The organism is Aequorivita capsosiphonis DSM 23843 (assembly GCF_000429125.1).
Taxonomy (GTDB): Bacteria; Bacteroidota; Bacteroidia; order Flavobacteriales; family Flavobacteriaceae; genus Aequorivita; species Aequorivita capsosiphonis.
Map to the genome: position 1 here is coordinate 357,773 of NZ_KE386849.1, position 12,000 is coordinate 369,772.

Below are 12,000 nucleotides of genomic sequence, written 5' to 3' on the forward strand. Positions count from 1 at the left end.
TTATTAGTTTTAAAATGGGGTTAGATTTATTGTGTATTATTTTGTGAAATTTGATTCAAATTTGATGTCAAGGGAGTCGCCCGTAGTAATTGTCCCAAACATTGCCTTTGGTGGATCCACTCCAAAATCGGTCATTTTAATAGTTTTGCTTCCTGAAAGGGCTATTTTAGACTCTGCAATGTTCATATCAAAAGTGATGTCTATCGGTTTCGTTATCCCAGCTATTGTTAGGTCTCCCGTAGCAACAACTTTACAGCTGTTATTGTTGGAGCAATCAATGCTCTTTACATTAGTTAGCTTAAAAACTATTTGTTTGTGTTTTGCTGTATTTAAAGCCTTATAAGTGTTCTTGTCCATGGAGCCTTTCCCACTTTTTAAACTTTCGGCCTTTACAATAAAATTCAGTTGCTGTATTTTAAGTAAATCTCCGTTTTCAAAATCCACCACAAGCTTACCTTCTTGGCTTTCTGCAGTTATTTGCCAATCGTGAATATTTGACGTACCATCTATTTTTAATGCGGAAGAGGCATTGTTTAAATGATATGTTTGGGCCACAGAAAAATGTGTAGAAAAAGCCAGTACCATTAGGCTTGCAATTACTAATTTTAATTGTTTTAGAGTTTTCATAATCTACCTTTTTAATTCATTACAAAGATAAATTCTGACGCCCTCTTAGGTTATGACAATTGTCAGTAAACACAGGTATTTACAAGGTGTTTTTCAATATTTGGAGAAAAGAAATTTTATGGTTTTTTAACTCGGATTGGGAGAACCTATTAACACTGAAAAAGGACTGTTCCGAATGCTAAAAAACAGTTGAATGTAGAATGTTTCTAAATTGGAAGCGTAAGGTTTATACAATCAAAATAGCTCGGTTATTTTGATATATAATATATAGGAGAAGAAAGAAAAACGCAACTGAAAAAGATTGAGGAAAAGTAAACATCCGCTTAAAAGCGCGGAGCCAAAAAATGCTACACTAAAATCTCTTTAGTGCTGAAGAGTTTGGGAATACTTACTTTCCAAACATAAGTATCCCGAAGCTTCTGGCGCGCTACTTTTTCGCAAGGAGTTTTTAAGTTTATCCATTGAAAACTTCACGCGTTCTCTGGAGTGTTTTAGAACCTCAACATCAAATTGGCCCTTCATAAATCAGTTAGTTTCTAGAATCGTGAAGTGCTAAAACTGGAACTTTGGAATGTACACCAAGGCTTTTAACTAATGGGTTTGAAAAAACACTGCCAAAAAACCAATGTTTTCTGTTAACGAAACCTATCATCCCACTCTTACGCTCGGCTACAAAGGAGAGAACGCCTTCTTTTACACCCGTTTTTTCAAGCCAGTGATAGGTGTATTCCAAGTCTTTAAAATAGTTTTCTATTTCTTTCCTATTCTTCTTTTGCTTTTCTGAAAGATCGGTTTCCTTCCCGATATGCAAAATTCGAATGGGTGAATTCTTACGCTGGGCAATCTTTACGAAGATTTCCATTTCAACTTTGTTAAAATGACTTTTAAAGTTAGTTGGGAATACAATTTCCGTTATTGTTTTATAAGAGACATTTGCAGGAACAGCAAGAACAGCGCATTCTCTAATACTCTCCATTACATTTACCGCATTTCGGCCGTATGCTACTTCCCCGTCGTCAGTTACACCGCGGGTGCCCATAACTATCAGCTCTATCCCCTCTCTCTTAATCTTCTCTTCCAGTAATTCTATGAGCGTTCCGAATTCATGATCAAAATGGATGGTATGTTTTGGATTATCGGCCAACAGTCCCACCTTAATTTTTAATCGTTCCATACTATCGCCTGACCATCGCGCTGCGGTATCATACTCATGCGGTTCTGGTTCAGGGAAAAGTAAATTTCCCTTTGCCGCACCTGTTAGAAAATAGGAGTGAAAAATATGAAATGTACAGACTTCATTCGCTAAAAGTTCAAATGCATAAACAATAGCGTTAAAAGCATTTTTTGAATAATCGGTGGGTATTAAAATATGTTTTTGCATAACCAAATCTTTAATTTTGCTTTACAAATAATTACTTATATAAATCAGTTTCTCAAATCGTGCATGGCCAAAAGTGGGACATTAGTATGTTTACCAAGTTCCTTCACCATTGGATTGGAAAAAATACTTCCAAAGAAATTATGCTTCTTATTGACAATGGCAATCATTTCGCTTTCACGACTCTGTACAAAACTACTCACGCCATCTTTCAAATCTATATTGTACAACCTGTGATGCGTATAAGGTGCAGGATCTAAAATAGTTTCCAAAAGCTTCTTGTTCTCCAATTGCGCCTTCGTTAAAGCCTTATTTTTTTGAATGTGCAAAATGCGGATTGGGGAATTTAACAATCGTGCAATTTCAACCATAGTGCCCAGTTCCTTTTGTTTATAGTGCGTTCTAAAACTCGTTGGAAACACAATCTCATTAGGGTCTTTAAAAAGCACCTTTGCAGGAATAGCTAATACCGGACAATTTCTAATTTTCTCCATCACGTTTAAGGCATTACTTCCCAGAATAACGGTTTTATTATCTGTCTCACCCTGGGTTCCCATGACTATCAGTTCGATATCTTCCTTTTCCACAACTCGTTTCATAACGTCGAAAAAAGATCCAAATTCACTTAAAAAATGGAAGTTGTGTTTTTCATTTTCATCATAAAAATCCATTTTCACTTTTAAGCGTTCCATGTTCTTCTCTGATTTCACTTTAACCTTCGCCAGCGCCTCATCTGTAGGCATCGGAGTTAATAAATTTTCCTTTGAATAACCCGGAAGATAATAGGTGTTAAGAATAAAGAAGTCACAATATTCCCGTTTGTAAATTTCCATCGCATATTTAAGTGCGTTGTAAGCATTCCGTGAAAAATCTGTAGGTATCAATATTCTTTTTTTCATATTTCGTTTTTAAATGAATGGATTAGTATTTCAATAGGAGTTTAATAATTTTGTGGGATTACCAAAGTTGGTATATAGGTGTGTTTACCAACCCTACTAACAACAGGCTCTCGGAAAAGCTGTTTGATGAAATTGTGTTTGTGATATATTAAAACAAACAAGTCTATACTCTTTTCATCCATAAAGGTATAAAGCGTTTTTGAGATAGTATCTTTTTTGGGAACGAAATAAAATTCAGCTTCATATTCCGTAAGATCATTTTCAAATTTTTCAAGATTTTGATTTTGATTTTTTTCAAGATCAGCTTCAGATCCCACATGAACGATGTTTAGTCTGGAGTTATATTGTCTCACCAAGCGTGTAACAGGTTTTAACTTTGACAGCGGGTAAAACTCATTAAAATCTGAAGCAAAAGCGATGGATGTAGGCATCGAAAATTCTACTTGTTCTGGTACTATAAGAAGCGGGCAAGCGTCCAGTGTTTTAACGATACTTGCAGTTGTGCTTCCCATAAGTACTTCTTCTGCAGCTGTGCGCCCCTTGCTACCCATAACAACAAGGTCATAACCATCAGAAGCCACAAGTGAATTAATGCTTTTCGCTAAAGTGGCAGGGGTATTTATAACATCAAAAGTGTGTTTTTGCTTGGGAGCATCCTGTTTAAGCTTTTCCAGCAACTGTTCGCCTTCATCGTCATATTGCTTGTAAAACTTCTCTCGCATAGTCTCGGACCTACCAATGTCCACCCGACTTGTAAGTTTGTCAATTTCATCGCTAAATGAATGGAGAATAGTAATTTGCAAAACCTCACCACTGTATAGTTTTGCGGCATAGCATAAGGCCGAATAAGCGTTATCTGAGAAATCTGTGGGAACTAATATTTTTTTCATCTGTCTTAAAGTTGATTTTACGGAATATATAACCTTCAATTGATTCAAAAACGGAAACGAAGCGTCTCTGATGTTTTGAAGGGTTTAAAATATCTAATATTCCTGGGATATAAAATTATTATTGAACATTTCAAGTTTTTTAAATTTTTAACGCGATAAATTCTGAAGCACCAAAAAGGGAATATCTATATGAAGTCCTATTTTTTCGATAGTTGATTGATACAATATATTTTCCAAATAGGAATGGCGCGTGTTAACCATAATCAGCATATCTATAGGCTTCTCATGAATACAGGTGTTTATAGCCTTTGTAATATCGGCACCGGAATGTTGGCTGAAATTGATCCGATTTTCTGACAAACAAGCTTCTAAAAAGGTCTTGTTATCTTCCTGTCTTAAGGATGAGTTTGGGAATTTAGAAACATGTAGAAACTCAATTTTAGAAGAAAAGCATTTCGCTATGGTTCCCAAAAGTTTCAATTCTCTGCGTTTATAAGGTATAAGGTAATCTGTTGGGAATAAAATGTTTTTTGGATGCACATCGCCAAATACTTCCGGTACGGCCAATACTGGACATTTAACATACTTTATTACCTGAAGCGTATTGCTACCGAAGGTTATTTTTTTATCATCAGTCTCCCCTTGCGTCCCCATAACTACTACGTCAATATTTTCCTTATCCACCCACTCATTTACAGAATCGACCAACATTCCAAATTCCGCGATTGTAAAAACCTTATGTTTTGGATTTGGTGAAATACTAAAAAGATCTTTCCGCATTTTTTCCAAATTCGCTTCTGCCTTTTCCAGTGTTTTTTGTTTTAATTCATCAAAATTCGCATCGGCCAATCGTGTTTTGGCATCATAAACTTCGTCTGCAAAAGCGTGGAGAATATAAATTTCTGAAGGGCCATGTTTAAACAATTCCGCAGCATATTTGGCCGCGTTCATCGAATTTTCAGAGAAATCGGTTGGGATCAATATTTTTCGCATAATAGTTCTTTTATATTTTCAATATGTAAATATACCTGTTAACAGCAATAAAAAATATGACAAATATCAGCCAATGTGTTGATTTTAAGGATTCCTTAATAGGCGAAATCGCTCATGTTTTGTACCTTACTTCTAAAAACGTTATGAAAATAAATGCGATGACTTACTTAGTGATTACGAGTGTCATTCTTGTAACGGTTGCAATTTTTGCATCATTGAACTTTTCTATTAGTTGGGTGTTTTACCTAACAGTTTTAGGAGAGGCATTGTTGATTGTTACTGTTTATAAGGTTCTTCACGATGATTACACTACAGACAAGACTTTTGACGATTTTTATGAAGATCATCCTATAGATAGGGATCATGATTTGTAATTTGTTTACCTAGAGGGATAGAAAAGGTTGACCACGAATACACGAATATTTATAATTTTTAATTTCACTATCCACAACTACTGAATACTGCAACTGCCAACTGCCACTTTTTTAAAAACTTCTACTGAACACTGATTACTGACCACTGATCACTGAATACTGAATACTGACCACTGACCACTGACCACTATTCATGTATCACTAAAAACGGTACATAAGTCTGATAACTGACAGCTTTTACTGCGGGTTTAAGAAGTAATCTTTCGATAAAATTCAAATTTTTTGCTACTATGGAGATCAGACTTATTTCCCAGGTTTCAACAAAATCTTGAATCCCTGTTTCTAAGCTTTTATTCTCAATAAAATGAAAGCTGTGCTTTTTCTCCTTAAAAAAGTAGTGTAAAAACCCTTTGTTATCTGTCTGAGAATTTGTGAGCCCTCCCGTAGTTAGAGACTTTACGTGGAGTATACGAAGTGGCGTGTTATAAAGCTCTAAGGTTTCAGAAAGTGTACTTATTACCTTATTCCTGTATATACAGTTGTAATCTGTTACAAAGGCAATATTTTTAATGCCTCTAAACCTGGCATTTTCTGGAATTACCATTATGGGACATTTTACTTTCGTGATTACTTCACAGGTATTACTCCCCATTTCGTTTCCACTCATTTTTGACTCCCCTTTGGTGCCCATCAAAATATAATCTATTTCATACTCAGCAATTTGCGTGCGAATGGATTCTACCAAATTGGATTCTTCTTCAATCGGAAAAAAATTATGATTTGGGTTTACTGCCGAAATACGACACGTGTTTATTTCTTCTTTTAATTGCGAAGAAGTATTATTAAGCGTCTGCATGTCAGAATCGGATTCTAAAAAACCTTCATATTCTTCTGTGTGCGATGTTTCTTTAGGCGAAACATGGAGAATGTAAAAATTTACAGGAATATCAGCAAAGTAGTCCAACGCATACCTTATTGCATTGTGTGCGTTTTCAGAGAAATCCGTTGGAATTAATATATTCTTCATTGTGGCAAAATCTTACTGACAAATGTATCTGTAAGCTTTGATCCCCAAAATGATAAAAATCAGTTTTTTGAAATAAAAATTTGAAAGTTTCCAAACAAGAAACAGCGCAATAGAAGCGCAAATTTTTAATTGATATCTCGAAGGCTCTCCAGATCTACGATACGAATGTCTCTTCCTTCAATTTCAATAATCCCATCCTTCTTAAAATCGGAAAGTGTTCTAATAAGGCTTTCAGTAGCAATGCCCGCAGTTGTAGCTAGGTCATTTCGCGAAATACGCAAAGGCGCATCATGATTTTTGTTCATAATTTCCACAAACTGAATTATGGTTGCAGCCGTTTTTTTGCGGACCGAACTGTAGGCCATTTTAACCAATTGTAGTTTTATTTCGGAAAGATTATCACTAAGCAGGTTCATCAATTCCAAAGATATATCTTGACTTTTCCTTAAAATATCCCTTACGTACATTTTTGACAATCCCACAACCTCCACATTTTCTACAGCTGTTGCCGTCTCGTTATAAGGTATGTTATCATCAAAAGAAGTAAAGCCCAAGAAATCATCTGCTTTGTAAAGTCCTGTTATCAGTTCCTTGGCATTATCATCAGTAGTATGGGTTTTTACAACACCTTCCAATATTAAAAACAAGCTATTTGAATGATCGCCTTTTCCGTAAATATTTTCTCCCTTTTTATATTTTGAAACTTCACCCTCGTCACAAAAAAAGTTTTTAAGCTGATTTAGATTTTTAGGGCGGTCTTCATCTTCCGAAGCATCATTTTCTGAGTTCAATTTACGTAATTCCAGGATGCTCGCTTTCGCCAACCGACTTTCGACGGCACTTAGCAATTCCTCTTCGTCAAAAGGTTTGGTGAGATAGTCATCTGCGCCCATATCCATTCCTTTTCTAATCTCTTTATGTTCGGTCCGGGCGGAAAGAAAAATAAATGGAATGTGGGTTGTTTTTTCATTTAAAGCCATAGCCTCCAAAACTCCATAACCATCTATTTCTGGCATCATAATGTCACAAATAATAATATTTGGGGTTTCGCGAGTCGCTTTTTCTATACCAATTTTACCGTTTGGTGCTGTGGAAACCTTGTAACCGGAAAGCTCCAAAAGTTCGGCCGTATTTTCTCTAAGTGCCGTGTCGTCTTCAATAAGAAGTATTGTCTTCATCTTACTCTATGGTTTTATTTGTCGGAAATGTGATGGTGAAAGTGCTTCCCTTATTTTCTTCACTTTCAAAGGTAACCGTACCGTCTAGGCTTTCCAAGTGACTTTTCACAATATTAAGTCCAATCCCAGTGCCTTGATCCAGTAATGCATTTTCAGCACGGAAATATCTGTTGAAAATAAATTTCTGTTCTTTTTCAGGTATTCCTCTTCCTTGATCTATAATTTTAATACTTAAAGATTCTTCCTCTGGAATTACAACCACATCAATAGTTGTAGCCTCTGGTGAATACTTTATAGCGTTATTTATAAGGTTGGTAAGGGATAGCTCAAGAATTTTTTCATCAAAATTTAGCGTAATATCTTCAATATTATTTGGATAATTTATTTTTTGATCTTCCTTTAAAAGCATATTTGCATTATAAATCACTTCATTTACAACCTTGCTCAGCGGGAAAGTGTCAAATTTATAGGTAGCTTTTCCAGCCTCTATCCGTTCAATGGATAAAAAGTCATTTAAAATATTATTTAAATACTTTACTTTGTTTTGGATAGTTCTTAAGTGCTTTTCCCGTTTATCCTGCTGCGCTGTTTCGGTATATTTTCCGGCAAGGGTAGCGGAAGTAAGTATGCCGCTCAAAGGAGTTTTAAACTCATGAGACACTAAAGAGAGGAATTTTGTTTTAAGGTCATTTAACTCGCGCTCCTTTCTAAGCGATTCCTTTATTTTATCTTCGGCGTCTTTTCGTTTCCTAACCTCTTCCTCCAGTTCATTGATGCTCCGCTTTAAAGCCTGCGTACGCATTTCAATTTTTTGCTCGAGCTGCGTATTCAGTTCAGCTATTTGGTTTTCTTGGTTTTTTCGAACAGTAATGTCAGTAACCAAAGCCATTACATACCTATTGCCGTAGATTTCAAAGGGATTGAGCCCCGCTTCAACCGGAAAAGTGCTTTCATCCTTCCGTCTTCCGTACAGATCGCGTCCATGACCCATCTTGCGCGGATCGTTTTTCCCTAAATACTCACTAACCTGGACGGGGTGGGTATCACTGTATTTTCGAGGAATCAATACCTTTAGGTTTTGGCCTAAAAGCTCGCCTGGGGCGTAACCAAACATATTGTCTGCCGCTTCATTAGAGGTCACGATCTCCTGTTTTGCATTGACGATAACGATACCTTCTGAAATTGCTTCAGAAAGAATTCTGAAAATATTCCCCTTTTTTTCCTCAAATACCTTCATTGCCCAAAAGTAAGGATTTTAAACAGTTTTTGTCAACTGATTTTTATCATATAAATTTAAAGTAAAACAAATTAGATTTACCCTCTGAAAACAATCTAGAAATTAATGAATTATGAAAAATGTAGAGAAGCTACCACTGCTGTTTTACCAAAAAATGGGGGAGCTCTTTTATGCCATTGCAGCAGCAGATAAAGTGGTACGGAAAGTAGAATACGATGTGTTAAAAAAAATGGTTCTAGAAAAATGGAAAGATTTGGATGACTCTAAAGACCCTTTCCAGACCGATGCCGCCCATCAAATTGAAATCGTTTTTGATTGGTTTGACTATGAACAACTGGAAGCAAATAACTGCTTTGACAGTTTTGAAGATTACAAAAAAGAAAATTCAAAGCTCTTCACACAAGAACGAAAACAATTAATTTGGGAAACCGCAGATGCTATTGCGAGTTCTTTCGCTGGAAAAAATAAAAGTGAGCTTATTATGTTGGCCAAATTAAAAATTCTTTTAAACGATTAAGCGCCTCGAAAAAAAACTGTACCTTATCTTCTTGAATTGTTCGCTAAATTCTATGGATCAAACTCCAAAAAACTATGAAAAATGTTCTTCCTATTTTAATTTTATTGATTCTTTTAGGCTGTAAAAATGATTCGAAAAGAGCCATAGAAGATAATGAAAGTGATTCTATTTCAGTAGAAAACGTTGATTCTTTACGTATTTCAGATAGGGATTTGCAGCTGATTGAACAAAGCTTAAACCTAAAACGAAGAGAGCTCATTGAAAAAAAAGACCAGAAGGAAGAACTTGAAAACCTTCTTATCTCTAAGTCCTTTTTAAAAGAAGACGACGGGTACACGTTAGATTTTAAATATCCATACCTCAACGAAAAGATAAACCCTCATTTTGAAAATTTTAATGAATATATCAGTAAGTATTACTTGGACGCTGAAGGAGTGGAAAAACAGATTTTGGAGGAAAAGCGATTGTGCGATTCCTTAGGAATTCCACAAGAACACGAAAAGCGCATCGTTGAATACAAGATCTACAATCTAAACGATCGATTAATAAGCGTACTGTTTTACAAAGAAAATCACTACACCGGAGCAGCACACGCTTCCTACACCTTTGAATCGTTGAATTTTGACTTGGAACGCTCCGTTTTTATGAATTATGAAGACTTTTTCAATGAGGGTACGGAAGAAGAGCTTCGTGAAATTTTAAACGATCTTCTTAATGAAAAAATAAACTCTGGTGAAATGTATTATGACTGCTGGACTATTTCAGCAGATGATTTCTTTGATGCTAAAAATAATTTTGTAATAAACGACAATGTAGTGGAATACTATTTTGACGACTGCGTTATCTGTCCGTCCTACACAGGAACTTATTCAATAAAAATTCCTTTGAAACTATTGATGCCGGTTTTGAGACAGTTTAAAAAGAATCCTTTGCTCGGTTGATTTAACAGAGTAGAAAGAAAAGAATTGTAACACCCCCCAGCCCTAAAGGGAGCTTTCCATACTCCTTAAAATAGAGCAAACTGCGCTCCCCTTTAAGGGCTGGGGGGGTAAAATTGACGATATGAAAAGTAACTTCAAAGACATTATAAATTCCGAAACACCAGTGCTTGTAGATTTTTATGCAGATTGGTGTGGCCCTTGTAAAACGCTTGCTCCTATTCTTAAAGACGTGAAAACTGAATTGGGCGATGCAATTAAAATCGTAAAGATTGACGTGGATAAAAATCAGCCGTTGGCATCACAGTATCAAGTTCGTGGTGTGCCAACAATGCTATTATTTAAAAACGGGAAACAGCTTTGGCGCCAGAGTGGTGTTTTGCAAAAAAATGATCTTGTTTCAATAATTAATCAACACGGTAATTAATGGAACTGAGTCAATATATAGATCATACGCTTCTTAAGCCCACCGCAACCTCCGATGATATAATCAAGCTTTGCAAGGAAGCTATAAGCTATAATTTTTACGCTGTTTGCGTGAATTCTTGCTATGTTCCCATTGCAAAAAAAGAACTCAATAATTCGAAAGTAAAAATTGCTGCTGTTATCGGTTTTCCATTGGGCGCTACCAATACACAAACTAAAGTGTGTGAAGCAAAGCAGGCTATAAAAGACGGCGCTGACGAAATTGACATGGTTCTCAACATAGGATTTCTAAAAGCAAAGTTATTCAAGCAGGTTCAAGATGAAATTGCCGCAGTTAAAGATGCAATTGGCACCCACACATTAAAAGTGATTCTCGAAATCTGTTATTTAACCGATGACGAAATAAGAAAAGCTTGTCAATTATCAAAAAACGCAAATGCAGATTTTGTAAAAACCTCCACTGGTTTTGGAACTGGCGGCGCCACAGAAGAAGCGGTTAAAATAATGATAGAAGAAGTAGGAAACACACTAAAAATAAAAGCTTCGGGCGGAATAAGAGATACCGCAACAGCAAAAAAATATATTGAATTGGGAGTGCGTAGAATTGGAACTTCTTCGGGAATCGATATAGTTACTTCCACAAAAAACGATGTTGATGAGCACTCATATTGACGCCAAACCGGGCGAAATTGCAGAATCGGTTCTCCTTCCAGGCGACCCATTGCGCGCTAAATGGATTGCAGAAACTTTTCTTGACAATCCCAAATGTTACAACGAAGTTCGCGGCATGTTAGGTTATACCGGTACTTTCCAAGGAAAACGAATTTCGGTGCAAGGCACGGGAATGGGCATTCCTTCCGCTTTGATTTATTGTCACGAGCTTATTAACCATTATGGGGTTAAAAACCTAATCCGTGTTGGCTCTGCCGGTTCCTACCAAAAGGATATTAAAGTCCGTGATATTGTAATAGCAATGGCAGCCTCTTCAAATTCTGGTATAAACAACACTCGTTTTGTAAACTGTGACTACTCTCCTACTGCCGATTTTGATTTACTTATTAAAGCCGCACTTTACGCCAAGGAAAATAAGATTCCAATAAAAGCGGGCAACATTCTTTCCAGCGATCAGTTTTATGAAGATAATTTTGAAAACTATAAGAAATGGGCAGACTTTGGAGTGCTTTGCGTAGAAATGGAAGCTGCCGGACTTTACACCATCGCAGCCAAATTTAAGGTGAAAGCCTTGGCTATTTTAACGATTTCCGATTCCTTGGTAACGGGTGAAACTACAACTTCTGAAGAACGTGAAGGCAGTTTTTCAAAGATGATTGAGATTGCGCTGAATACACTTTTGTAAGATGGCTCGTTTAAAACTCAATTTTCATTGAGGTTTCATACAGGCTTAAAACCCCTTAAATTACGGAAGACCAAAATACTATTTCTTTAGTTAATAATTTGAACAGAAAATTAGATTCTTGCAATTCGTGGTTGAATTCATCACAAAAAAAGCAGGAAC

The 12,000-nt window shown here is 36.1% G+C and carries 15 protein-coding genes; 6 read left to right on the top strand and 9 right to left on the bottom strand.

All coding sequences use genetic code 11. The features are described 5' to 3' along the window. Window positions 1–36: 36 nt before the first annotated feature. The 6 genes from G440_RS0117180 to G440_RS0117205 form a co-directional block, all read right to left on the bottom strand. Window positions 37–627 (bottom strand): YceI family protein, encoded by a 591-nt coding sequence (locus G440_RS0117180; RefSeq protein ID WP_026452423.1) that lies wholly within the window; start codon window positions 625–627, stop codon window positions 37–39. 363 nt (window positions 628–990) lie between these two features. Further along, window positions 991–1,149 (bottom strand): hypothetical protein, encoded by a 159-nt coding sequence (locus G440_RS21280; protein WP_157418056.1) that lies wholly within the window; start codon window positions 1,147–1,149, stop codon window positions 991–993. 7 nt (window positions 1,150–1,156) lie between these two features. Next, the gene (locus G440_RS0117190; protein WP_026452424.1) at window positions 1,157–2,008 is read right to left on the bottom strand and encodes a universal stress protein; all 852 of its coding nucleotides are present in this window, start codon (window positions 2,006–2,008) and stop codon (window positions 1,157–1,159) included. Window positions 2,009–2,052: 44 nt separating this feature from the next. Further along, window positions 2,053–2,904 carry a universal stress protein gene (locus G440_RS0117195; protein WP_026452425.1) on the bottom strand — a complete coding sequence of 284 codons (852 nt, stop codon included), beginning with the start codon at window positions 2,902–2,904 and terminating at the stop codon, window positions 2,053–2,055. Window positions 2,905–2,945: 41 nt separating this feature from the next. After that, window positions 2,946–3,794, bottom strand: coding sequence for a universal stress protein (locus tag G440_RS0117200; RefSeq protein WP_026452426.1), 849 nt, complete (start codon window positions 3,792–3,794; stop codon window positions 2,946–2,948). A gap of 147 nt (window positions 3,795–3,941) precedes the next feature. Next, window positions 3,942–4,787 (bottom strand): universal stress protein, encoded by an 846-nt coding sequence (locus G440_RS0117205; RefSeq protein WP_026452427.1) that lies wholly within the window; start codon window positions 4,785–4,787, stop codon window positions 3,942–3,944. A 56-nt stretch (window positions 4,788–4,843) separates the two neighbouring features. Here G440_RS0117205 and G440_RS0117210 point away from each other — a divergent pair, with 56 nt between their 5' ends. Continuing rightward, window positions 4,844–5,161 (top strand): hypothetical protein, encoded by a 318-nt coding sequence (locus G440_RS0117210; RefSeq protein WP_342663976.1) that lies wholly within the window; start codon window positions 4,844–4,846, stop codon window positions 5,159–5,161. Between the two features lie 187 nt (window positions 5,162–5,348). On the opposite strand, the gene G440_RS0117215 is transcribed toward G440_RS0117210, so the two are convergent. The 3 genes from G440_RS0117215 to G440_RS0117225 all read right to left on the bottom strand — a co-directional run bounded on the left by G440_RS0117215 (window position 5,349) and on the right by G440_RS0117225 (window position 8,603). Further along, window positions 5,349–6,188: a universal stress protein gene (locus G440_RS0117215; protein ID WP_026452429.1), complete on the bottom strand. Its 840-nt coding sequence runs from the start codon at window positions 6,186–6,188 to the stop codon at window positions 5,349–5,351. A gap of 125 nt (window positions 6,189–6,313) precedes the next feature. Continuing rightward, window positions 6,314–7,366 (bottom strand): response regulator, encoded by a 1,053-nt coding sequence (locus G440_RS0117220; protein ID WP_026452430.1) that lies wholly within the window; start codon window positions 7,364–7,366, stop codon window positions 6,314–6,316. 1 nt (window position 7,367) lies between these two features. Continuing rightward, window positions 7,368–8,603 (bottom strand): PAS domain-containing sensor histidine kinase, encoded by a 1,236-nt coding sequence (locus G440_RS0117225; RefSeq protein ID WP_026452431.1) that lies wholly within the window; start codon window positions 8,601–8,603, stop codon window positions 7,368–7,370. A gap of 112 nt (window positions 8,604–8,715) precedes the next feature. Here G440_RS0117225 and G440_RS0117230 point away from each other — a divergent pair, with 112 nt between their 5' ends. From G440_RS0117230 to deoD, 5 genes are all read left to right on the top strand, one after another. Beyond that, complete coding sequence (locus G440_RS0117230) at window positions 8,716–9,120, top strand: hypothetical protein (protein ID WP_026452432.1); 405 nt, start codon at window positions 8,716–8,718, stop codon at window positions 9,118–9,120. Between the two features lie 74 nt (window positions 9,121–9,194). Beyond that, window positions 9,195–10,061 (top strand): RsiV family protein, encoded by an 867-nt coding sequence (locus G440_RS0117235; protein ID WP_026452433.1) that lies wholly within the window; start codon window positions 9,195–9,197, stop codon window positions 10,059–10,061. 121 nt (window positions 10,062–10,182) lie between these two features. After that, window positions 10,183–10,485, top strand: a complete 303-nt coding sequence (gene trxA, locus G440_RS0117240; protein WP_026452434.1) for a thioredoxin — start codon at window positions 10,183–10,185, stop codon at window positions 10,483–10,485. After that, entirely contained in the window at window positions 10,485–11,156 is a 672-nt protein-coding gene (gene deoC / locus G440_RS0117245; RefSeq protein ID WP_026452435.1) for a deoxyribose-phosphate aldolase, read from the top strand. The genes trxA and deoC overlap by 1 nt, the downstream gene beginning before the upstream one ends. After that, window positions 11,140–11,841, top strand: a complete 702-nt coding sequence (deoD, locus tag G440_RS0117250; protein ID WP_026452436.1) for a purine-nucleoside phosphorylase — start codon at window positions 11,140–11,142, stop codon at window positions 11,839–11,841. Before deoC ends, deoD begins: the two co-directional genes overlap by 17 nt. The last annotated feature ends 159 nt before the right edge of the window (window positions 11,842–12,000 follow it).

Coding starts and splice junctions, on each gene's coding strand:
- G440_RS0117180 (WP_026452423.1), bottom strand. CDS start 627: ATGAAAACTCTAAAACAATTAAAATTAGTAATTGCAAGCCTAATGGTA.
- G440_RS21280 (WP_157418056.1), bottom strand. CDS start 1,149: ATGAAGGGCCAATTTGATGTTGAGGTTCTAAAACACTCCAGAGAACGC.
- G440_RS0117190 (WP_026452424.1), bottom strand. CDS start 2,008: ATGCAAAAACATATTTTAATACCCACCGATTATTCAAAAAATGCTTTT.
- G440_RS0117195 (WP_026452425.1), bottom strand. CDS start 2,904: ATGAAAAAAAGAATATTGATACCTACAGATTTTTCACGGAATGCTTAC.
- G440_RS0117200 (WP_026452426.1), bottom strand. CDS start 3,794: ATGAAAAAAATATTAGTTCCCACAGATTTCTCAGATAACGCTTATTCG.
- G440_RS0117205 (WP_026452427.1), bottom strand. CDS start 4,787: ATGCGAAAAATATTGATCCCAACCGATTTCTCTGAAAATTCGATGAAC.
- G440_RS0117210 (WP_342663976.1), top strand. CDS start 4,844: ATGACAAATATCAGCCAATGTGTTGATTTTAAGGATTCCTTAATAGGC.
- G440_RS0117215 (WP_026452429.1), bottom strand. CDS start 6,188: ATGAAGAATATATTAATTCCAACGGATTTCTCTGAAAACGCACACAAT.
- G440_RS0117220 (WP_026452430.1), bottom strand. CDS start 7,366: ATGAAGACAATACTTCTTATTGAAGACGACACGGCACTTAGAGAAAAT.
- G440_RS0117225 (WP_026452431.1), bottom strand. CDS start 8,603: ATGAAGGTATTTGAGGAAAAAAAGGGGAATATTTTCAGAATTCTTTCT.
- G440_RS0117230 (WP_026452432.1), top strand. CDS start 8,716: ATGAAAAATGTAGAGAAGCTACCACTGCTGTTTTACCAAAAAATGGGG.
- G440_RS0117235 (WP_026452433.1), top strand. CDS start 9,195: ATGAAAAATGTTCTTCCTATTTTAATTTTATTGATTCTTTTAGGCTGT.
- trxA (WP_026452434.1), top strand. CDS start 10,183: ATGAAAAGTAACTTCAAAGACATTATAAATTCCGAAACACCAGTGCTT.
- deoC (WP_026452435.1), top strand. CDS start 10,485: ATGGAACTGAGTCAATATATAGATCATACGCTTCTTAAGCCCACCGCA.
- deoD (WP_026452436.1), top strand. CDS start 11,140: ATGAGCACTCATATTGACGCCAAACCGGGCGAAATTGCAGAATCGGTT.